This window comes from Nostoc cf. commune SO-36 (assembly GCF_023734775.1).
GTDB lineage: Bacteria > Cyanobacteriota > Cyanobacteriia > Cyanobacteriales > Nostocaceae > Nostoc > Nostoc commune_A.
Genome location: NZ_AP025732.1, coordinates 3,132,468 through 3,155,275, shown reverse-complemented (window position 1 = coordinate 3,155,275; position 22,808 = coordinate 3,132,468). Strand labels below are relative to the sequence as shown.

General features: G+C 42.3%; 16 protein-coding genes and 4 pseudogenes. 5 read left to right on the top strand and 15 right to left on the bottom strand.

Annotated features, from left to right (window positions below):
* Positions 1 to 4: 4 nt before the first annotated feature.
* The 6 genes from ANSO36C_RS14125 to ANSO36C_RS14100 form a co-directional block, all read right to left on the bottom strand.
* Positions 5 to 913 carry a GMC family oxidoreductase N-terminal domain-containing protein gene (locus ANSO36C_RS14125; protein WP_251960036.1) on the bottom strand — a complete coding sequence of 303 codons (909 nt, stop codon included), beginning with the start codon at positions 911 to 913 and terminating at the stop codon, positions 5 to 7.
* A gap of 5 nt (positions 914 to 918) precedes the next feature.
* Entirely contained in the window at positions 919 to 2,199 is a 1,281-nt protein-coding gene (locus ANSO36C_RS14120) for a hypothetical protein (protein ID WP_251960035.1), read from the bottom strand.
* Between the two features lie 7 nt (positions 2,200 to 2,206).
* Positions 2,207 to 3,643: a c-type cytochrome gene (locus ANSO36C_RS14115; protein WP_251960034.1), complete on the bottom strand. Its 1,437-nt coding sequence runs from the start codon at positions 3,641 to 3,643 to the stop codon at positions 2,207 to 2,209.
* Positions 3,644 to 3,674: 31 nt separating this feature from the next.
* Entirely contained in the window at positions 3,675 to 5,141 is a 1,467-nt protein-coding gene (locus tag ANSO36C_RS14110) for a c-type cytochrome (protein ID WP_251960033.1), read from the bottom strand.
* A 66-nt stretch (positions 5,142 to 5,207) separates the two neighbouring features.
* Complete coding sequence (locus tag ANSO36C_RS14105) at positions 5,208 to 6,398, bottom strand: NADH:flavin oxidoreductase (protein WP_251960333.1); 1,191 nt, start codon at positions 6,396 to 6,398, stop codon at positions 5,208 to 5,210.
* Positions 6,399 to 6,464: 66 nt separating this feature from the next.
* On the bottom strand, positions 6,465 to 6,668 hold the full coding sequence (locus ANSO36C_RS14100) for a hypothetical protein (protein ID WP_251960032.1): 204 nt from the start codon (positions 6,666 to 6,668) through the stop codon (positions 6,465 to 6,467).
* A gap of 603 nt (positions 6,669 to 7,271) precedes the next feature.
* Here ANSO36C_RS14100 and ANSO36C_RS14095 point away from each other — a divergent pair.
* The 3 genes and pseudogenes from ANSO36C_RS14095 to ANSO36C_RS14085 all read left to right on the top strand — a co-directional run bounded on the left by ANSO36C_RS14095 (position 7,272) and on the right by ANSO36C_RS14085 (position 11,903).
* Complete coding sequence (locus ANSO36C_RS14095) at positions 7,272 to 9,281, top strand: hypothetical protein (protein WP_251960031.1); 2,010 nt, start codon at positions 7,272 to 7,274, stop codon at positions 9,279 to 9,281.
* A gap of 187 nt (positions 9,282 to 9,468) precedes the next feature.
* On the top strand, positions 9,469 to 10,941 hold the full coding sequence (locus ANSO36C_RS14090) for a lipase family alpha/beta hydrolase (protein WP_251960030.1): 1,473 nt from the start codon (positions 9,469 to 9,471) through the stop codon (positions 10,939 to 10,941).
* A gap of 169 nt (positions 10,942 to 11,110) precedes the next feature.
* Positions 11,111 to 11,903 (top strand): annotated as a pseudogene (locus ANSO36C_RS14085) (SDR family NAD(P)-dependent oxidoreductase).
* A gap of 117 nt (positions 11,904 to 12,020) precedes the next feature.
* On the opposite strand, the gene radC reads toward ANSO36C_RS14085, so the two are convergent.
* Both radC and ANSO36C_RS14075 read right to left on the bottom strand, forming a co-directional pair.
* The gene (radC, locus tag ANSO36C_RS14080; RefSeq protein ID WP_251960029.1) at positions 12,021 to 12,752 is read right to left on the bottom strand and encodes a RadC family protein; all 732 of its coding nucleotides are present in this window, start codon (positions 12,750 to 12,752) and stop codon (positions 12,021 to 12,023) included.
* A gap of 426 nt (positions 12,753 to 13,178) precedes the next feature.
* A pseudogene (locus ANSO36C_RS14075) lies at positions 13,179 to 14,118 on the bottom strand (phosphoribulokinase).
* 266 nt (positions 14,119 to 14,384) lie between these two features.
* On the opposite strand from ANSO36C_RS14075, the gene ANSO36C_RS14070 reads away from it, so the two are divergent.
* Positions 14,385 to 15,047: a class I SAM-dependent methyltransferase gene (locus tag ANSO36C_RS14070; protein ID WP_251960028.1), complete on the top strand. Its 663-nt coding sequence runs from the start codon at positions 14,385 to 14,387 to the stop codon at positions 15,045 to 15,047.
* Between the two features lie 85 nt (positions 15,048 to 15,132).
* Here the strand turns inward: ANSO36C_RS14070 and ANSO36C_RS14065 are convergent.
* The 3 genes and pseudogenes from ANSO36C_RS14065 to ANSO36C_RS14055 form a co-directional block, all read right to left on the bottom strand.
* Positions 15,133 to 16,885: pseudogene (locus tag ANSO36C_RS14065) on the bottom strand (ABC transporter ATP-binding protein).
* 234 nt (positions 16,886 to 17,119) lie between these two features.
* Positions 17,120 to 17,773 carry a hypothetical protein gene (locus ANSO36C_RS14060; RefSeq protein ID WP_251960027.1) on the bottom strand — a complete coding sequence of 218 codons (654 nt, stop codon included), beginning with the start codon at positions 17,771 to 17,773 and terminating at the stop codon, positions 17,120 to 17,122.
* The gene (locus tag ANSO36C_RS14055; RefSeq protein WP_251960026.1) at positions 17,758 to 18,039 is read right to left on the bottom strand and encodes a hypothetical protein; all 282 of its coding nucleotides are present in this window, start codon (positions 18,037 to 18,039) and stop codon (positions 17,758 to 17,760) included. Before ANSO36C_RS14055 ends, ANSO36C_RS14060 begins: the two co-directional genes overlap by 16 nt.
* A gap of 161 nt (positions 18,040 to 18,200) precedes the next feature.
* Here ANSO36C_RS14055 and galE point away from each other — a divergent pair.
* Positions 18,201 to 19,200, top strand: a pseudogene (gene galE / locus ANSO36C_RS14050) (UDP-glucose 4-epimerase GalE).
* A 111-nt stretch (positions 19,201 to 19,311) separates the two neighbouring features.
* Here the strand turns inward: galE and ANSO36C_RS14045 are convergent.
* The 4 genes from ANSO36C_RS14045 to ANSO36C_RS14030 all read right to left on the bottom strand — a co-directional run bounded on the left by ANSO36C_RS14045 (position 19,312) and on the right by ANSO36C_RS14030 (position 22,678).
* Entirely contained in the window at positions 19,312 to 20,007 is a 696-nt protein-coding gene (locus tag ANSO36C_RS14045; RefSeq protein ID WP_251960025.1) for a hypothetical protein, read from the bottom strand.
* Positions 19,982 to 21,253, bottom strand: a complete 1,272-nt coding sequence (locus ANSO36C_RS14040) for an urease accessory protein UreH domain-containing protein (RefSeq protein WP_251960024.1) — start codon at positions 21,251 to 21,253, stop codon at positions 19,982 to 19,984. Before ANSO36C_RS14040 ends, ANSO36C_RS14045 begins: the two co-directional genes overlap by 26 nt.
* A gap of 182 nt (positions 21,254 to 21,435) precedes the next feature.
* Positions 21,436 to 21,846 carry a sensor histidine kinase gene (locus ANSO36C_RS14035; RefSeq protein WP_323374602.1) on the bottom strand — a complete coding sequence of 137 codons (411 nt, stop codon included), beginning with the start codon at positions 21,844 to 21,846 and terminating at the stop codon, positions 21,436 to 21,438.
* A gap of 52 nt (positions 21,847 to 21,898) precedes the next feature.
* Positions 21,899 to 22,678 carry a hybrid sensor histidine kinase/response regulator gene (locus ANSO36C_RS14030; RefSeq protein ID WP_251960023.1) on the bottom strand — a complete coding sequence of 260 codons (780 nt, stop codon included), beginning with the start codon at positions 22,676 to 22,678 and terminating at the stop codon, positions 21,899 to 21,901.
* Between the last annotated feature and the right edge of the window lie 130 nt (positions 22,679 to 22,808).

Below are 22,808 nucleotides of genomic sequence, written 5' to 3'. Positions count from 1 at the left end.
GGCATTAGCACTCCAATTTTTTACCGAGTTGCTGACTAATTTTAGGTAAAGTGCCGTACTTATCGCGGCTATTTAATAGCAACTCACTAGAACCAAGGGAACCTGCGGCGATGACAACTATTTTGGCCCTCTCTTCACCACGAATTAGTTTGCCGTCTTCGATGCGGTCGAAGATGACGCGATAGCCGCCTTCATCTGGTTGAATATAGCGTACCAAGTGGAGCGATCGCACTTCTGCACCTTTGTTTTCTCCAGCCGGGATATAGTTCAAATCAAGGGTGTTCTTGGCGTGAACATCACACCCTAAATCACAATTACCCAGATGGATACAAGTGCCTTGTTTTTGCCCTTGGGCATTGACAAATTGCCGCGAGTGCTTTTCATTCAAAGGGTCTTCCAGTTGGTAGTTCCAGTCTGAATCGAAGGAGATGGCTAAAGGCATACTTTGGAAGCGATCGCTATACCCCACCTTTTGCGCCGCTTGTTGCATCAATTTTGCCCGTTGGGTATGCTGTCCTGGAGGTATAGGACGCACACCCATCATTTTTCGCACGCGATCGTAGTAAGGCAGCAATTCACTGTAAGTAATTTCCCGTGGCCAGCCTTGCTCAAATCGCGTCGGATTTGCTTCTAAAACCACGCTGGAATAGCACAGAGAACCACCACCAACCCCCGCCCCCTGAGCTACGGCCATCCCCTTAAAGAAACGTAAATCGAGCCAGCCATTATATTTTTGCGGCTGGGTGTGTTCATAAATCCAGGCATCTTTGGCTTGACGTGGGTATTGGTCTTTAGTCCAACGCCGTCCGCGTTCTAACACCAAAACCCGCGCTCCTGATTCAGCCAAACGGCAGGTAACTACTGACCCACCAAAGCCGCTGCCAATAACGATGACATCAAATTGCTGGCTCATATAATTTACTTAATCACTACGGGATCTGCTGGACGGGCAAGGTTATCTCTTTCCGGTACTGGGATGTCGCGGGGAATCCAAAAATGTATCCGTTTATCGCAACCTTCACAGATGGAATAGTCATTGAATTCAATCACACCCAACTTCGTCCACTCTTTTTCGTTGAAGTTTTTAACGTTGATGGTATAAACCAATTTGTGGTCAGGATACTTTTCTAACCGCAGTTCATCGCGGAAGTCTTCTGCATCTATCTTGGCTGTACCTTGTGCCACCCTCAGCATAAATTGGTCTGGGGTGACAACTTTGCTTCCTGGTGCGACACCAAGGGTTGAGATTGGGAATAGCTGACGAAAACCGGGTCTTTTGTCCATCAGTCGGAAAATGATCCGGTTAACTAAGTTAGCTCCAATATCTAAACCGACAGAAGGAAAGTTAGTTAACTCAGTATCAGTAATATGCTTCGTCTTAATACCTGTTAGATAATCGACGGTAACAAAATTGCCTGGTTTTACCTTCTCATTCGGGTTGAGAGTAGGATAAACCTTACCCGCAATCCCAAAGGCGCGGCGATCGCCCCGTTTAATTCCAGCACCAGCAACCGAAAGGCGGGCAAACACTAAACCTTCTGAACCCTTAGCAAAGTAGCCTGTATAAGGGGAATCCTCAGTAATTCGCCAAACACCTGAGCAACAAATACCATTAGCGTGAATTAACTTGTCGTAATAAGGGCGGATATCCCGTTTATCGAACATATTCCGCGCCGAATCGTTGAGAAACTGCAAAAATTTTGTTAGTCCCAGACCCTCGTGATAAGGCAGTGGTTCACCATAAGGGCTACTAAAACCAACTTCTTTAACTTCGTTGTGGGTAGACCCGTCATACTCGAAAACATCTTTATCCGGTGTGGAAACTTGAGGTTTGTTGAGCATAGTCAGTATCAACAATGGGATTTGGAATAAGCACAAAACTAAGTCAATAATCCCGAAGGCAGGATAAATATTGGGGTAAAGAAAGAAAAAGAAGAGAACTCCAGGCGGGCGGGCGAGGGTCGCTAATACGGCGTTGGGAGTGTAACGGTAGGGGTCATTTGCTCCAGGAATGTAGAACAACGACAGCAGAACCACTAACAACCCAGCAAACGAAGTCCATACCGGGTCTTGGCTAGGTCTTTGGTGAAGTAATTCCAGCAACCAATTCGGTGCAAAGATCGCCGGCAAGCCAATCGCCCAATCTTGGATAATACCTAGCCAGACGATGCGGCAAAACCAAACAGCATATTTATTCATAGCTTGGTTATAAAGTTTTCAGATATTCGACTAATGCTTGTTTCTCTTTGGCGGGTAAATCAGTGCCATAGAGATGTCCTTGATTACTATTGCCGGGAACACTAATGTCGTATTTAAAACCTACACGTTGCGCTTCTTCTCCTTCGGAAATAAAGCCAACTTTTTTCTGGTCGTAGACATCAAATCCTCGGTAAAAAGATTGAGGACGATTCTCTGGTTTTTCTAACAAGTCTTGCAAGGATGGCACCGAACCGTTATGGAGATAAGGCGCTCTTAACCAAAGACCATCAAGTGAGACAGATACATAACCATTAGTCTTCCGCAACTCGCTGAAGTCCCAAGGATAACCATCACCAAATTTGTTGTAAGTATCTGCTGCTTGCTGCGTCCACATATCTAGACGGTGGCGGTCAGTTCCCACTTCTTCAACAGGAATCACCTTACCAGTTCTTTCGCCGCCAAATGCGTGACAAGATGCACAAGTGCTGCTAAAAATTCCTTTCCCTTGTGTAGCTAGTTGCTCATCAACTGCAAACGGATATTTAGGAGGTGGTAATTCCGAAATATAATCTTCTACCCGTTGGAGATCCTTTACTGGTAGAGACTCTTTAGTTGCACCGTCACCAATAGCGCCAGTCTGCACTGTTTCTCGCAGCGAAGTTTCTAAACCATCCCAATGCAGGGCAAAGTTTTGGTGTTGCTTCTGATTCCACAAAGGCATCATATCTGAGTTACCAATGGTGTCATCTTTAGGCAACCTTAAAGTAGTGAACTTCACAGGGTTAAACGGGTCAATTCTACCCGGCCCCCAATTGGGGCGAGAATCAGTCCAAGCAAAGTCAGCTTTTTGTTGTAGCAGTCCTTTCTTTGTTTGGGGAATAATTACAAAACGATAAAGCAGGTTTTCCCACCAGGGAAACTCATGGCTATATTTAATTTCATCAAGGATATAGTCAGCTTGAAATCTGGGGTCGCTAGCAGCGTTACCAAGAAAACGAATATAGCCTTGCGAATCAAATTTATTTGAAGGCCCAGCTGCAATGATTGTTGGCTTATCTTTGAGGTTTTCTCGATAAGTAGCATTATGACAAACAGCACAAGTTATGCCAACTCTCGGAAACCCAATGGTTTTTTTAGAAAAACCCACTGGTAGCTCTTTACCTTCTTCCCATGTAATCCCTAAAGAAGTATAACCGCCTGGCCCTGGTAACTTATCGGGAAATATACGCGGTAATACTAACCAAATCCAATACGGCACACCTTGCGCCTGTTCTGTACCAATAGAACCATATTTAAAATGATCCTCTGGTGACTTATAAACTTCGCTAGGCACTTCGCGGAAAAGGTTGTACCATCCCGCATAACCTACAACCCCAAAAAGAAGGACAATAACTACAGCAATTGAGGTGATTATTTTCCCTAATTTTGACTTAAGTATTGCCATAAACTTAGGTTTCTCCTTGCTAAAGTGTCCTTCAAAGTTTTTTCATGTACTCAACAATTGCATCTTTCTCTTCTGGGGAAAGATCAACGCCGTACAAATGACCGTTATTGCTATTACCTGCAAGTTTTGTATCAAACTTGAAGTATTTTTTACCATTTTCTTCGGCAACATCAGAGACAAAGCCAACTTTTGCTCTATCAATAACGTCATAGCCCCGATAGAATTCTTGTGGTCTATTCTCTGGTTTTTCTAACAAATCCCGCAGGGTGGGGACTGAACCATTATGCAAATAAGGGCCGCGTAACCAAACACCATCAAGGGGCATATTTGCATAGCCATTAGTCTTGCGGAAATTCTTAAAGCGCCACGGATAACCCGCGTACAGGGTATTTTGGTTAGAGATGGTTTCATAAGTAAATGAATCTAGGCGATGCCTGTCTGTTCCAATTTCTTGAATCGGAACAACTTTGCCTGTATAAGCACCACCAAAAGCGTGACAGCTAGCGCAATTACTTTCAAAAAGTGGTTTTCCTGTAGCTGCTAAAGTTTCCTTAACTTCATAGGGATATTTTGGTGCTGGTAGTTCCCAAAGCCAATCGGCAATTCGATCAATCCGAGGCAAATCAATCGTTGTCGGTGTGACTCCAGTCCCCAAAGCTGCACTCTTATTGCGTTCATCAACAGAACTATTATTACCATCCCAATGTAACTGCAATCCTTCGCGGGGTTTTTGATTCCAAACTGAGGGGAAATCAGAAGTACCAATCAGTTCATCCTCACGCAATTTATCCATTGGGAAATGGAATTGAATTGCTTTATAAGGATTAAAAGTATCTACTCTACCTGGCCCCCAATCTGGTTGTGTTTCAACAAACTTAAGTCGATATGCCTGATTAATTAGCGCATCTCTAGTTTGGGGAATTGCAATAAAACGATAAAGTAATTTTTCAATGGGATTCAAACCACCACTGATTTTTTCAATTTCTGGTAACATCCGGTTAGCAGTAAAGCGCTCATCCACACCAACTGCTGATAAAAACTTGATATATCCCTGTAAATTAAGCACATTAGCAGGCATTGCTGTAATGACTTGATGTTCGCTATTCGGGGTATCTCTCAGCGTTCCTGTATGACATACAGCACAATTCAACCCAATGCGATCAATAAGAACTCTCCGTTGCGAAAAACCTACAGGCAAATCTTTATCAGGTTCTTTGATAAATCCCAAAGAAGTATAACCTTTAGCAGGTAATTTATCTGGGAATAGTTCTGGTAAAACTTTCCAAATCCAGTAAGGGATGCCATTGATGGGTTCGCTGCCGATTGAACCATATTTAAAGTGGTTTTCAATATCAGCATAATCCACAGGGGAGTTAGAAAAAACAGGCCAAAGAAAAAATGCTGCTACTGCTACAACACCTACAATCACGACCCAAATCCGTCGGAAGACTCCCTTGATTGAGGTCGGTAGTACGGTAGGGTTTGTTTGTTCAGTCATAAAACACTCCCTATATTGTCGAGATTATCTGTAAGCGAAATTGCCAATGTGATGCCCATCGCTTTTTTATTTAGATGAATGTTCAAACTGAGTTGGATGAAAGACTGACATTACTTCTTTCATCATCTCTTCATAGCTATTAAAGCGATCTTGCTCATAACAACCTAAAGGATTCTCAGTTACATTTAATAGGCATTTATTGCAATAAGTACAGGGTTTATCTGCCAGGTCTTTACCTGCTTGAAAAGATTTAACTAAGTCATTATTAGCAATTAGGGTACGAGCCATTGTGACACCATCACAATACTTATCATTAATTGCCTGACGAATATAAGAAGCCTGTTGCAAACCACCAGTACATAGTACGGGAATATTAACGTGCTTTTTAATTTCTTTGGCATCGAGCAAGTTTCTGCCTTGGTTTTCTTCTAGTAATTTCTTAATTTTGGGGTCTTTTACATCATCACCACTAAATGCTTGAGGAGGCAATTGCTTTTTCACGCGGTTCCAGAAAATATTGAAAAGGGGATGTAAAAATGACTTACGAAATATAATATAGTTGCGTGTCGTCTCTACCCCACTCGACAACATGGTGTCATACGTTTTACTAATGACATCAAAATTAAAATCACCAATGGGATTGAGTGGGTGAGGGAATAAGCTACCAGTTGACACATGTACGCCATCAGCCCCAGCTTCTTCTGCCCATTTACAAATTTGGATAGAATCTTCTATGGTGTTACCTGGCTTTTCCCAAAAGGTGACGGCGTTATTATAGTCAACAGCACTAATTTTGAATTGTAGGTGAAAGTCGTTGCCTACTTCTTTGCGGATTGCTCTAATGACATCTAGCAAAAACCGCGCTCGATTCTCTAATGAACCACCATATTCATCTTGGCGGTCATTAATTCCAGAACTGAGGAATTGATTAAAAAGATATCCATTAGCACTATGTAATTCTATTCCATCTAGCCCTGCTTCACGGACACGTCTAGCACCATCGGCAAAGTATTGGATTGTTTCTTTAATTTCTGCTAGTGTCATCGCTTGACACAAAGAGCCGTGGAATGGCTCAGTTTGGCTGGTAGAACTTAACGCTTTTTTTCCTGAGTTTTCGATACCAGCAATATCCTGCTGTCGCCCAGAATGGCTTAACTGCAAGATAAATTTACAGTCGTATTCGTGGACTTTTTCTCCTACTTTTCGCCAAAAAGGAACGGTTTCATCGCTGTGAATTGTGGCGTAATTGGGCATAATTCTTCCCCGGATAGCAACTGGGACAAAGGAAGTAATAATAGCCCCTACACCACCACGAGCAAATTTTTATTCCCAGTTGATTCGGGCTTGAGTACCTGAACCATCGTAGTTATCCCACCTGCCGGAAATACTAGAGCGAAATACCCGATTTTTTACTGTGAGATTACGAAACCTCAATGGTTCAAAGATAATATCGTTTTCCATGTGTTCCTCTGTCTTTAACTTGTTATTTTCAGTAATAAAATTAGGTGGCAGAATTTTTTGTAGCACTAATTGCCTCGCCAGAGACTGATATTTTTATAGTCTCTGGGAGGGAAGTTTTTTATGTCTACAAATCCCCAGTGAAGGTTTTCGGATCAAACGCTAAGTATTAAGTTTTTGTTACTTAGTTTTACTTACCAAGCTTCAACATTGATATTTACCCTTATTGGTTTTTACAGTTATATAAAGACTTTTGCAATTTGTAAAGCTACGGTATTTACACAGAAATTCTTAAAAAAGATGGGGATTTTCGTTTTTTTATCTCTTTTAAAGGTTAAGGCAAGCTTAAAAGAAGCACTTAACAATCTGTTACAAAGATCACCAAATACGTAGGTAACGGATATAACAATAGCAAATTGGTTATTGAACACCATTGTAAATTTACAATTTTTTAATTTTTTGGTTTATAAATGTATAAAAGTTTATTGATGACGTTTTGCGAATTTGTGTAGTAAGTTCATATATAACGAGCCTCAGTAAGGTACATTTTAAATCATCAAAATATCCCAAGACTAAATCTGGAAAATGGGAAATTATTGATGGATTATTAGTGTGCCTCTGCAAACGCGAGGTGCAGTGGATAAGGTTTAGGTCTTACAACTAGAGAGTTTTATGAAAAAGACAAGTCTCATTTTTAAAGGCTGTCTGCTCCTGCTGTTCGTGACTATGTTTATAGTCTGCGGCTTTTATGGAACGGCTACAGCTCTAGCTGATGAGTATAGTGAGACACCTGCGCCCATAAGTAGTCAATACTCCAGTACTGATGTAAATGAATACCCGGATAATTGCGAGGGTATCGGTTATCTCCCAGAGTACACAAAGGAGAATTTGACAGATGCCGAGAAACGGGGCCGTTGCACTTGGTACTTATGGACTGGCGGTAATGCTAAGTACTATCGTGATTTAGCAAAGCGAACGCATGGCAGTGCTGACCTGTTAAAGCTGATTGACTCAAAAGATCATGACGAGCGATTCAAGTTATATGGCGCAATTAACGATCCTGGATGTGAAAAATCCACAGAAAAAGATGAATACGGATTGCGGCTAGATAAATGTAAAGACCCGCTTTCAACTGGCGTTATTGGGTTGCGTAAGTTCCCTAACCCCAATTTCGAACAGGCAAAGTGGAACCCTGATGAGTATTTCAAAACCTCACAAGTTGAGCCTCCTTACTTGATCGGGCAATCTTGTGCCATCTGTCACGTAGCGTTAGATCCTCTAAACCCACCCAAAGACAAGGAACACCCAAAATGGGAAAACCTAGTACCAGCATTGGGTAATCAGTACATCAAAGAAAGCGAATTCTTTGGAAGAAGTATCGCTGACAATAGTTTTGTTAAGCAAGTACTAAAATCTCAGAAACCGGGTACTTCTGATACTTCGCGGATTGCCACCGATCACATCAACAATCCGAATGCAATTAACGCCATTTTTAATTTAGGCGATCGCCCCACATATCCAGAGGTGATGAACGATGGTTCAACCAAGGATGTTAATCATATTCTCAAGGATGGTGCAGACTCTACAGGAGTAGCAACAGCCTCACTACGCGTCTACGTCAACATTGGGATGTGCGGCGATTACTGGACAAGTCTCCACGAGCCTTTATTAGGCAGAACTCCCCAAAAACCTTTTGATATCGAAAAAGCGCGGAAGGAGTGCAAAGACTGGAGAGAGACAGAAGCACGTATGGCTGATGCAGAGTCATTTCTGAAAACCATCGAGCCGATGCACTTGAAAGATGCGCCAGGTGGTGAAGAGTTCTTGACTAAAGACCAAGAAGTTCTCAAACGTGGCAAACTTGTTTTTGCCAGTACTTGTGCTGGTTGCCATTCCAGCAAAAAGCCAACTGCTGAGATTGCTGCTGACCCCGAACAGGCTCAAAAATGGTACGAAGAGTCTGTACTTAGCAGTAATTTCTTAGACCACAACTTCTTGTCTGATGACCAGCGTTATCCGGTAACACTAATTGGTACTAATGCGGCGCGATCGCTAGGGACAAATGCAACCAAGGGGCATATTTGGGATCAGTTCTCCTCGAAGACCTACAAAGAACTACCATCACCAGGTAATTTGACCCTGTATAACCCCTTCGATGAGAAAAAACCCATCGAATTTAAGATACCAAACGGTGGTTTGGGATATTACCGTACACCTTCACTAATAAGTATTTGGGCAACAGCACCACTTCTTCACAACAACACACTAGGACTTTACAACGAAGATCCTTCAGTGAAAGGGCGTGTAGCAGCCTATACGGATGCGATGGAGAAGCTATTGTGGCCTGAAAAGCGTGAAGGAATTATCAGCAGGACAGATCGAGATACCAAATTAGAGCTTCCCCCAGGAGATCCGAATCCGAGATTTAGACTTCCTGTTCCTAAAGGTACGCCTGTGAATTTGCTGGCAAGCATCAATATCAGAGAGGCGATTACATCTCTCAATCTGAGTAACCTTTTCCAAGACTTGAAACCAGGTGGTGGAATTAAAGGTAAGTTGGCACGCGTGCTTTTAAGAGCTAATAAGTCTCCTGACTTCGTTGAAGATGAAGGTCATTATTTTGGCTCGAATCTACCAGATGAAGATAAGAAAGCCTTAATTGAGTTTGTGAAAACTTTCTAATACTAATATGTCGGGGTTCATAATATTTGACCCCGGAATATCCCTCCAAGCTATGCCACTTGCTTGACTTCAAAAGCTACGGTGTACACACAATTTCTATCTAAGACAAATTTTCTTCATACTCTGCACTCGTTCTCAGTTAAATCTGGGAACGAGCAAAAATATTTATTAAATAGTGAGGATATATATGCAGTATTTACCAATCATCTTTGTTCGTGGATATGCAGGTACACAAAAAGACGTTGAGCAAACAGTTAATGATCCATTTTATGGATTCAATAATGGTTCAACCCATATTCGAGTGGATGAGAAGGAAAATCCCCAGAAGTTTTTTTTCGAGAGTCCATTGCTGCGGTTAATGACCGATCATGGTTATCAACCGATTGTTGACAATCAAAATGTGAGCAATCAAATTAAAAGATTGTCTAGCCAACTTCATAAAACTATTTGGATCTACCGATTTTATGATGTAACTACACCTAGTTTTGGTTCTTCAAGTGTAGTCCGGCAAGAGATGGAGGAGATAGCGAGTGGTTTAAGAAAACTGATTCAGAATGTGAAACAAACGACGGGTGCAGCCAAAGTTTACCTTGTGGCGCACTCAATGGGAGGACTTGTTTGCCGCAGCTTGATTCAAAAGATTTATCCAGAAAAAGGTGAGAAAGCCGTCGATCACATTGACAAATTATTTACCTACGCCACACCTCATGGTGGTATTTATTTTGAGGTTGGAAGTGGGATGCTTGAAGAACTCAGAGACAGGTTCCAATTGAATAATTCTGATGACTTTGGGCCTCAACGGATGTACCAGTACTTAACACCTCGTGTCCAACGAAACGATAAGTTACCCGATAAATTTCAGCTAGAAAAACTACAAAGCTTAGATAGTGCATTTTCGCCAAACCGCGTTTTTTCTTTAATCGGCACTAATGCACATGATTATGAAGATGCTTTTGGTCTTGCACGCAAGACTGTGGGGGTAAAAAGTGATGGTCTAGTTCAGATAGATAGAGCTTACGTTGCGGGATCTCATCGTGCTTATGTTCATCGTAGTCATGGTGGACGTTATGGCATATTGAATTCCGAAGAAGGTTATCAAAACCTGCAACGCTTTTTGTTTGGTGATATCCAAGTGAAACTATCTTTGAGCAATGTCCAGTTGAAAGACCGGGACAAGAATTTTTATCAATTGGAAACTAGAATTGCTTTGCGTGGTCTTCCTGTTCCTATATATGAGCAAGCGATCGCTCATTATTGTCCAATCACACAAGAGTTAACTAGAACAGATAAACCTGTTCCTCTATTTACAGCTTTTTTAATACCAAGAAACTCAGCCAGTGATAATAATGTCTGTAGATATGCTCTACGTTTAGCACTACATTCTTTCACAAAACAAGAGACGAATTGGTTGCGTGATAGTCATCTCGACCAAGTACCACTGTGGTCTGACTATCTAATTACTGATGTTGCCGAATCAAATAGCACTTATGAAGCTATATACAGTTGGAATTCCGATGCAAAAGAACCATTAATCAAGTTAAATCCCAATCGAGAATCCAGTTCTGATGTATATGTTGCGTATGTTCCTTTACCTGAACGTGGGCAAAAAGTTTTAGGAACAAATGCGTCAGTTCGCTTGGAAATTTCGCGCTGGCAATAAATGTGATTGTTAAGTACTGTGGAGAGTGCTTGTTATAGTGTAGTCAGTGATTAGTTATAGTTAATTAGTGCTTTTTACTTATTCTGAAGAGAGAATAAGTAAGGTTAAATAGCGTTAGGTTACTAATGACTAATGATTCATAAAACATCTCCGTAAGAGAGGAAAAATTATGCAGAGTAATCGCAAACAAACGGCTCTTATTACTGGTGCATCTGGCGGCATCGGTTATGAATTTGCTAAGTTATTTGCTCAGGATGGTTACAATCTTGTGTTGGTAGCTAGAAGCGTGGACAAGCTGAATAAAATTGCTGATGAATTTAAAAGTAAATTTGGCATTGCTGTCAAAGTTATTTCTAAGGATTTATCTAACCCATCAGCACCACAAGAAATTTTCACTGAGCTAGAACAAACATCTATCATAGTTGATGTGCTGATAAATAATGCTGGGTTTGCTACCTACGGATTATTTCACGAAATTGACCTTAATTCTGAACTGCAATTGCTACAGGTCAATATCTTATGTCTGACACATTTAACCAAGTTATTCCTCAAGGATATGGTTAAGCGGGGGTCTGGAAAAATATTAAATGTGGCTTCGACTGCTGCTTTTCAACCAGGGGCCACTGATGGCAGTTTACTACGCTAGTAAAGCTTATGTTTTATCATTTACGGAAGCGATCGCTAATGAATTAGAAGGTACTGGTGTCTCGGTGACAGCGCTTTGTCCAGGGCCTACAGAATCAGGTTTTCAACAAAGAGCCGCAATGGAAGACTCAAAGCTAGTAAGCGGTCAAAAAATTATGACTGCGGATACAGTAGCCCAAATCGGCTATCGTGGTCTATTAGAAAACAAAACTGTTGTTGTTCCTGGAATTAAAAATAAGCTCCTTGCGGAATCTGTAAGATTTACTCCTAGAAAGCTAGTGACTAAACTAGTGAGAAATATGCAGGAAAGCAAATAATTTACCATAGCAATCCTAAATCAAACGCGCAGAAACAAGATCCCAGACTTCTTTAAGAAGTCCGGGATCTGCGGGTTGCAATTCTCACGAGTCTTTAATTACGAATTACGAATTATTTTAATCCCCCTGTGGATGTTCATCCCACAAGGTTGTCACTTCCCGTAAACTCTGATGATTGCCATTGCCCAAAATCAGATGATCTAGTACGGGAATGCCCAAAAGCTGCGCCCCTGCTAACAACTGACGCGTCAATTCTATATCTTCCTGGCTGGGTTCAAGGTTCCCAGAAGGGTGGTTGTGGGCAACTATTACCCGCGTTGCACCTTGACGAATAACTTCTCGAAAAATATCACGGGGAGAGGCTAGGGTTTCGGTTGCGGTGCCAATAGTAATTACCTGCGTACCCAATAAGCGATTCTTGACATCTAACAGCACCACTGCAAAACGTTCTTGTATCTGCCACATTAAATCTTGGCTGAGGGTAGCAGCAGCAGCAAGGGGGCTATCAATTAATGTGCCATCATTGGGACGAGATTGAAAAGCGCGTTTGCCCAATTCTATTGCTGCTAAGATACTTGTCGCCTTCGCTGGGCCAACACCAGAAATTTGCATCAACTCAGCAGAGCTAACTTCTCGCAGAACTACCAAAGGATCGCGTTGGTGTTTGCCTAATTCGCTCAAAATATATTGTCCCAAACCTACAGCAGATAATTTTCCTGGCCCTTGACCAGTGCCTAGAAGAATTGCGATTAACTCTGCTGTGGCTAAAATTTTGGCACCATGCGTCATTAATCGCTCACGCGGACGCTCATTTGTAGGAAGGTCGGCAATTCTGAGGCAATAGGTCATAGAAAACTAAGAGAATCGTCATCAAAGATGTAACTATCTTTATTTATCCCTTGTTTGCTTTCAAAATCATCTTTATTTGAGAAAATCTTTAACCTTGGTAAGTTTCTATAGCGTTTCTCGCTTACGTAAGGTACATCCATAGGGGCACGGCATATTCCCTACACCTTGCGATATAATTTTGTACCGCATCTGAATGGGAACCGCTTTATAGGTAATTTCATTTGCAACTTTTAAAGGGAATACTAAAAAGATGATTTAGGGCGATCGCTATGTTCGATGATTTATTCAACAATCTCAAAGTTTTTATTGACTCTAAAATTCAATAAGTCGGTAACGAAGCTCAGTGACCACTGTAAACATCGCATAGTATAACAGCACAACACTGCAAGCGATCGCAAACTCGTTAAACCCCTCCATCTTCGTTGATTATTGATAAATTTGCGTTGCTTTCAGCATGTGGTAGGTAATAATTAACTGAGTCAAAGCGAGAGGATAACTTTGCAGTGTTTCTCCAGTTGTACCAGCAATTTTACCCAGTTCGGGATTACTTTCGCGATCGCAAATACTTCGTAAATGGGGCATATCAGAACAAATAATATGCTCTAGCTTATTCACCTGTTCTAAGGTGGCGTGTCCATCAACTTCTAAGACATCCACAGGTTTACTCATATCTCTGTCTAGTCCCAGGCGAATCGCTGAGTCAGAATTACCATAACCAGGGTTTATAATCTGGGTAAAATCTGGGTGGGGAATTGACGGACGTAGTACCAAACGCACATTTAAATGTCCATTGGTTTCATCATCTTCCCCAGTAGGTGGATAAAAACTAATGACTATATCAGACCATTGCCGTTGCGGACGAATAAATTGTGCTGAGTCTGGTTCGCGTTTTTCTAGTTCTGCTATTACCTGTTCAGCACTGTAACCCCGCTTTTGGGTATCCCGCTTGACTTTCCACTTAGTGCGTAGTTCTTCTGGAGGCGCAAGGTAAACTTTCACATCGTAAGAGTCACGGGCAACACGGGTAGAATAACCGAGTAATCCCTCAATAATTACGAATTTATTCGGCGTTGATATACTGCGGTGCTTCAAATGTGCCGGTTTTATGGCTGTAAACTGGTTGTGAGAATTGGCTGTCCTGTGCGTAGCAACGATAAATGTTGCTGCATAATATCTAAGTGGTTGCAGTCCGGGTGGAGAGCGGTGATGCCAATATCTGCACGTTGCTGGCGATCGTAACGGTGATAATCATCTGTGCAAATGAGCGTAACATTTTCTGGGCCGAGTACCTGAGCGATTCCTCGCGTTAGTGTTGTTTTCCCAGCAGCGCTGTCGCCTACAATACAAGAATTATTGGACGGCTCATTATACCTCCCAGAATAAAAGCAAGTTTAGTAATAAAATTTCCCTACAATAGTTTTTATTCTAGAAGGGTTTAGGCAAGTAACTCAAGCAAAGGCTTGGTATGCAATATCTCTACATATCTCTACATATAGAATGTCTCTGTGCTGGTTTATCGAGGAAGGCAGGAGGCAGAGGGCAGGAGGCTGGAGGGAACAAGGCAACACAAGACTTTGGGCTTATTTTAATGCCATTCGTCTATGGGGTTTAGACAAAAGAGGAACGCACGGTATGACAACTCAAACACTAGGACTCGAACAAAACCTCTATGACTATTTACTGTCAGTTTCTCTACGAGAACCAGAGATTTTAACCCAACTAAGACAAGAAACAGCCCAGTATCCAATAGGTAGAATGCAGATTGCTCCCGAACAGGGGCAGTTTATAGCGTTGCTGGTGCAGTTGTTGGGAGCTAAGAAAACTTTGGATATTGGGGTATTTACAGGTTATAGTTCCTTGGTGGTGGCATTGGCGTTACCAAGTGACGGTAAGGTGGTAGCCTGTGATGTGAGTGAAGAATTTACAACGATCGCTCGGCGCTATTGGCAGCAAGCAGGAGTGGCAGAGAAAATTCAATTACACATTGCCCCAGCTTTAGAGACTTTGGATGGGCTATTGGCAACAGGAGAAGCGGAAACATTTGATTTCGCCTTCATCGATGCAGATAAGAGCAACTATGATGGCTATTATGAGCGATCGCTGCAATTAGTGCGTCCGGGAGGATTGATTGCGATCGATAATGTTCTCTGGTCAGGCAGGGTTGCTGATCCCCAAGTGCAAGATAATAGAACTAAAAGAATTCGTGCTTTTAATCAAAAGCTGCATCAAGACGAGCGAGTTAATCTTAGTTTAATAGCGATCGCAGATGGCTTAACTCTGGCGCTGAAGAAGTAATCCCAAATAAATTACCCCAAGCTGAGGCAAAGCCAGCTTAGGGTTTCTACTTGTGGTAGAGAAGATATACTTATAGGTCAGAACTTCACCGTAGTAATTCCTCAACTTGATGTTGGCTCCATAAAGTTCTGTATAAACCCTGTTGTTGCAAAAGTTCCAAGTGATTGCCTACCTGGACAATTTTTCCCTTTTCCATCACAAAAATTCGGTCAGTAGCCGCCGCCGCCGATAATTGGTGCGTAATAAAAACTACTGTTTTTCGTCCAGTACCACCAGAGAGATTTTTGAGGATTTGCGTAGCTGTTTGATTATCTACACTAGAAAGAGCATCATCCAAAATTAACACTGGAGCATTTACCAGCATTGCTCTAGCCAAAGCAGTACGTTGCCGTTGACCGCCAGAAAGAGTAATACCGCGTTCACCAACAAGAGTTTCATATTGTTGGGGGAAATTGTGAATTTCTGATTCAATTTGAGCAAGTTTAGCAACAGATTCTATCTGCTCTTGTTCGCTCACAGGATCGCCGTAGCTGATATTATTTTTGATGGTGGTGCTAAATAAAAAGCTATCTTGAGGAACGTAGGCGATCGCACCTCGTAAATCTGTCAAAGCTATCTTGGTAATATCCACCCCATCTAAAAACAATTGTCCTGACTCAATATCCCAACAAGCGCGGCAAAGCATTGGCCAAAGTAGATTTCCCTGAACCAATCGCCCCAACAATGGCCACGGTTTCTCCCGGAGCAATGGTAAAGTTAATATTTGCTAAAGCTGGAGTCGTGGAACCAGGGTAATTGTAAGTGAGATTTTTAGCTGTCAGTTCTCCTTTAAGTTCAGCCACAGGCAAATGAATTGCATCGGCTGCATCTTTAATTTTCGGTGTGACAGAGAGAATAGATTCAAGGCGATCAATACTAACTTCACCCCGTTGATAGGCAGTAATTGTGAATCCTAAAAAGGCTGTGGGAAAAACTAAACGCTCTACATAAATTAGCAATACTAAAAAGTCGCCAACCTGAAGCGTCCCAGCAGATATCCGCGCCGCCCCTAGCCAGATGATTACCAGTGAACTGACGTTAGCTAGTCCGCCAATAAGCGAAAAAAGTGTATTGCGGATTTTTGCCAATTCCAGGTTAGCAGTCAATAGCTGCTGATTTTTCTTGGAGAAGGCTCGACGCTCGTTTGCTTCTTGAGCGTAGATTTTTATTAAGGCAATGCCACTAATATCCTCCTGAATAAGTTCGCTGATGTCAGAGAGTTGCTCTTGGACTTCTGCTTGTTGTTTGCGTAAGCGATCGCTAAACATACTTACTAACAAGAGCATAAAAGGGTAAACTGCCAGAGAAGATAGTGTGAGTTCCACACTAATCGTCAGCATGACTGGCAGTGTCAAGACGTAAGCAAAGAAGGTATTTGCCAAACTCAAATTGCAAAACCCAACAACCGCATTGATATTATCCACATCACTGGTAGCTCGATTAATCAAATCGCCAGCAGTATTACTAGCAAAATAAGCCGGCTCAAGCTTGAGTAAGTGTTCAAAAATCCGTTGTTTCAGGTCAAATTCCACCTGCCGTCCCACCCCAAATAGCCAAATACGGGATGCCATCCGCATTAGCCACATCGCCGAACTTAGTAATACGATGATCACTACGTCATGTATTATTTGGTTTAAGATGAAGGTTGTGGAGAGTTTGTCAACACTAGCACGAATCAACAAGGGGATATAAACGCCCAGTGCATTGACAGAAAACAAAGCGAGAATGCCTAAAGACGCTTCCCGCCAATGGGGTCGTAAGTAGGCACTGAGTTTAGCGATTCGTCGAGATTTTGCCATTAAAGCAATTTTGCAACTTTATCATCATAGATTAACTGCTAGTCCAAGAAGGCAGCTATTTAGGGGAATGAGGATTGGGGATTGGGAATTAAGGATTGGGTGCTGAATCCCTGTTTAAATTTTCCCAATCTCCAGTTTTTAGTTCAATGAAACCCTTGCAAATTCGTAATTTTGAATTTCGCGCAGTGTTCTCAAAACGTGCATCGCGGTCTTTTTAGTATTTTTTTTACTTTATTACCGCTGAACACGTAAGAACCTGTAAACTTCGGCGAGATAACTTTCCCAAGTTCTTGTTGTCAATAGCAACGTTTCGGCATTCGGTACAAAGTCTTCAAGTCTTAAACCGCGTGTGCGAATATCTTGAGGATTTCCTTGTAATAGATAGGGAGGCACTCTCAAATTATAAGAAAGAATGCTATCTCCCGTCACATCTGAGATGTTCGCTGCGATGGTTTGTTGCCCTGATGCCACCAGTGTCCCAGATATTGGTATAGCAGTTGCTACATAGGTTTCACTTACCATTGCTAGAGGTGCTCTATAAAGGAAATAGGCGACTGCTGGCGTACTTGCCAACAGTAAAATCGTCAGTGCCCAACCTATCAAGTATCCTCCTGGTTTGTCTATCCCGCCTCCTTTGATTCTCTGAGCTGCAAAAATCATCATTAAAATAGAAGCTCCCAGAGGCTTGAGTGGAAAAGACATCATTCTCCACAACGAGGCCACAGCTGGTTCAGTGGGGTTAATAAATGATAGGGCTACGATTACCAACATAACGACTAAGATTAATCGCCCTACAAAACTTCCAGAGGGATAAAATCGCTGGAACAGAGAATATACGATAGTGCCAATCAGCAGCCACAGCAGTACCCGGCTTAACAATAGAAACATACATTAACTCTCAAATTTTCTGGTGCGGTGAGCCAGTGTGGTGGTGAGGCAGCCCCCTTTAATCGGGGTTGCCATGCCACTTCTTCAACCGAGAGAACCCCGGTAACGAAGGCATTGGCTCCCCAGAAGGAAACGCCATCCATGATTTCCCTGCATGAAACCACTGGTGACTTCTTAGCTGTAGCGACACAAGAAGCGTCACCCGTAAGGGTCAACCTAGAGGTTGCGGGAAATAGATTTATTTTATTGTCAAATTGTAATCGCACCGTTTGACTTAAGATATCTCAAACCTCACACCCAAAGACTACCGTCGTAGTGATTTTAGTGCAATTTTTTGCCACTGCGTCTATTATTTATAATTTTCCAAAAGAGTAATCTGACACCGATAAACTAAATTAATTGAGTAATCCACTTAAAAGGAAAAATTATGTCGTCTGAAAAGCCTACCATTTTGGTCACGGGGGGAGCTGGATATATTGGTTCCCATACAGTGCTTGCTTTGAAGCAAGCGGGTTACAACGTTGTCATACTTGATAATCTAGTCTATGGTCATCGTGACTTAGTAGAAAAGGTTTTACAAGTAGAACTGATAGTCGGGGATACAAACGATCGCGCCTTGCTAGATCACCTATTTAAAACCCGTGATATTGCTGCTGTAATGCACTTTTCTGCTTATGCCTACGTAGGAGAGTCAGTGACTGACCCGGCTAAATATTACCGCAATAACGTTGTTGGTACTTTGACTCTGTTAGAAGCGATGCTGGCGGCATCTGTGAAGAAATTTGTCTTTTCTTCTACCTGTGCCACCTACGGAAGTGCCGGAATTTGTCCCCATTCCCGAAAACCATCCCCAAAATCCGATTAATCCTTATGGCGCAACAAAGCTAATGGTAGAGCGGATTCTCTCTGATTTTGATGTTGCTTACGGTTTCCAATCAGTGCGTTTCCGCTATTTTAATGCTGCTGGTGCTAATCCCAATAGCTTACTTGGCGAGGATCACAACCCAGAAACCCATTTAATTCCCTTGGTGCTGATGACAGCTTTAGGCAAGCGAGAATCCATCTCAATTTTCGGCACCGATTACCCGACGCCCGATGGTACTTGTGTTCGTGATTATATTCATGTTAACGATTTAGCAGATGCCCATATTCTGGGATTGGAATATTTATTAAAAGGTGGCGATAGCGAAGTTTTCAATTTGGGTAATGGCAACGGTTTTTCTGTTAGAGAAGTAATTGCCGCTGCCGAACAGGTGACAGGAGCTTCAATCCCAATAGAAGAACGCTCACGCCGTCCTGGCGATCCCCCAATTCTCATTGGCAGTGGTGAGAAAGCGAGAACAATTTTAGGCTGGCAACCTCAATATCCATCCATCCAAGATATTGTTGCCCATGCGTGGGAGTGGCATCAGAAGCGACATAAATAAGGGCATGGGGCATTGGGCATTGGGCATGGGGCATTGGGCATGGGGCATTGGGCATTAGTTCTTCCCCTGCTCCCCTGCTTCCCCTGCTTCCCCTGCCCCTCTGCTTCTTCCCTACTCCCCACTTCTCCTCATATTTTGCAGTACGACAACTAAGATGCCGATAAATGCGAGGATTGGCAGTGCGATCGCCCAAATTGGTAATTGTTGAGATTGACCCTCTACTAAATCACCATTGACATCCCGCAAGTTTCGTGAATTTTGGTTAGAACCACCTGCTACAGTCACTTCAAATTTGAACTCAAAGGGTTTGAATCTTGCCCCAGAGACTGGTTTACCATTTAGTTGCAACTCATAAATACCTGCTTTGGGAAAGACAACTTCTGCACCTGGGATGCCTTGATAACGTTCAGCTGCCACAGGTTCTAACTCTGGTTCTAAGAGTGGTGGCTCTCCAGCTGCATAAGGTTGGGCATAAACAGCCAACTGACAATTACACTGTGACAGGGGAATCACCCTTCCACCTCTGCGGGTGAGAGCAAACCAAGCTTGGCTTGGTTCTCCAGCACGGGGATTATCATTTGGTTCAATGTGGAGGGTACCGCCCACATCTCCAGATATCTCTACCTTATGAGCAGATGCAGGGTAAAGATTAGTTATTGATATAACTAAGCAACTCAGGAATAATAAATACTTGATTGATCCTTGATGCCAGAAAATGCCTTTGAGGGGGTAACGCCTCTGTTTTTGACTCTTTGACATAGAGCCAGAAATTAAAGATGATTTACCGCGATTTTGTTGGGGGAACATAAAACTTTTCTAAGGCTAACTTTGACCAAAAGAAGCGCGAACGTACTAGCAAGACACAGAGGGTAATAATTACCATTAGTACTGCCGCTAATTTATTTCCCCAAGTTGATTGCAAGGAACCCAGGTAATGGGAACCAATCAACACAGTATGAATGGCACTCAAGAGCAAGGCTGGCACACCCAATAGATGAATCTGTCGCCAACGCTTGCCCAAAGATTTCTGCAACGATTCCCAACTCGTTAAAGCGGCGGGGGACATTAATATCAATGCTACAGCACCCGCAGCCATACCCCACTGAAATTCTGGTGGCAGAAAAGAAAAGGCGGCAAAATTCCATTGCAATGAGTGTTCTATCATGTGGACGGTATGAACCACAGAAAGCACAAAAGATCCCACCCCCAAGCCGCGACGGTAACGCAATGGTGAAGCCCACAAGCCACTAATGGGACGCGCAATAAGTGCCAAGATTAAGCAGATTAACGCCGCGTGTCCGGTGTAATCTACCATTGTGTCACCAGTCCGCAGCAAAGTGATAATGCCAATGGTGAGCGTTACCCAACCACCTAATCGAAACAACTGACTGCGCCTGTCTTTAGTTACCAATGATGTGGAAACGCCTACACCTAGCATAGTCGGCAGAGTTCCCAAACCAAAAGCCAGCATAGTTGCCCCACCCATCCATAAATTGCCTGTTTCAGCAGCTTTAATTTGGGCAGCATACAGGAAACCACAAGGCATTAAACCCCAAGTCATCCCTAAAAGCATTGGTGTCCACCATTTGGGTTTTAAGGAAAGCTTAACCATTCCTGTGCTGAGGCGATCGTGTAGGCTACCTTGTAATAATGGGTGTAACACGGGAATGCGCGGCAGCAAATCGGGTTTTACTTGTCCTAAGCCAAACCAAATCAGCATCACGCCAGTTACAATTGCCATCCAGCGCCGGAAGTCGCTACCAACACCCGCTAGCTGTCCACCTTGCAGCAATACCGAACCTATCGCCCCAATACCAATACCGACTAGAGCATAGCTCAACATCCGCCCTAGATTGAGCAGGATATGAAATTTTAATTGCTGTTGCCAAGTGTCGGGCTTTTCTAAGGTTGATGTCCGTCCTAATGAAGCTGTGTGTGGTCTTTTTGGCTGATGAGACAGAGAAAAAGCCACTGTTAGGGGGCCACACATCCCAAAGCAATGCCCAAAACTCCCCAGGAACCCCAAGGTTGTGATCAGCAACAAATCTACCATAAAAAAATTCCTGAGTTCTGAGTCATGAGTCCTGAGTGTCAAAGTAAGGATTTTTGAAGAATTGGCAAGAAATTGTTTTCTCTTCCTCTTTGCTCAGTACTCAGTACTCAGCACTCCCCTAGTGCGGCACTTTAAGTCAAGTTGCGATCGCTGTCAAAAGACAAGCCGTCAAACTTAGCAATTCAACTAATGAAAATTTTCGCTTGATCTGATAAATTTGGCAGGATTAACGGTAGTAAAACTATGAATTTTGTGGAATTTTCAATAGTGGTAACTTCTATCGTGCCTTGAAGATATTCTACAAGCTTTTTAACTAATGCCAAGCCCAATCCTGTCCCGCCAATTTTCCAGAAATCGTTATAAGGAATCCGGTGAAATGGCTCAAAAATTCGAGATTGTTCTTTTTGAGGAATTATTACGCCAGAATTGCTAATTGTAATTTCAAAGAATGGTACTTGAGAATTAGCGATCGCACCAGATTGAGTATCTTCATTAATTACACTTTTTGGCAGGTAGATAATCTGGACATTTAATCTAATCTCTTCATCAGGAGGAGAATATTTACAGGCATTGTTGAGTAACTCGGAGACGATTTTGCTAACTACAGCTAAGTCTGAAACTATAGGTGGTAAATTTGCAGGAATATCAATTTGAAAAATCTGTTGCTGAGAACGAGCGCGTTTCTCGAAAATATAAGGCTATCTGAGGAAGCCAGTCTTGGAGTTGAAATGAAGTTAATTCTAATGGATAGACATCTGTATCAATCATTTGTAGAGACAGCAAATTGTTCACCAACTCTAACCCTTCTTCACTTTGTTGACGCAGAATAGTTAGGTAGCCAGCTACAGACTCAAATGGAGAAAGTAATTCTGAATTTAAAATTCCCTCTCGCTCCATCAGATTTTCTAACACAGAAATTGTCATTTGGATGTTCAATAAGGGGATTCGCATTTCATGAGAGGCGGTTCCTAAAAAATTCTTTTTCAACTGGTTGAGCCGTTGTAATTGTGACAATTGCTCACGTTGATAGCAGTTAAGTGCTGTTTGAATAGCAACATAAAGCTGTTGCTCTTTGACAGGTTTGAGGATGTAACCAAAAGCAAATGTCATTTTAGCCCGCTCTACAGTGCTTTTGTCAGAATGTCCGGTAATGTAGACGACAGGGATTTGCAGACGATTCCAGATTAGCTGCGCCGCCTCAATGCCATCCATTTCACCCCGCAACCTGATATCCATCAAAACTAAGTTGGGGAGTAGTTCAGCAGCTTTGTCAATTGCTGTTTCTGCCGAATCGGCAATATCTGAAACAGTGTATCCCAGCAATTCTAAACTTTCTTGTAAATTCAGAGCCAGGATATACTCATCCTCAACAATCAGAATCTTAACTTTCTCTGTTATCTCTTTGCTTGATAAAATATTGGTCACATTTCCTGCTTTTTGTAAAATAAATATTGATGTATATACAAGTAATAAAATACTATAATACTAGCTTTGACCACGAGAAAAAAAGCACTTAATGGTCAATATCACGGGTTCGCTCTATTTACTTATTAAA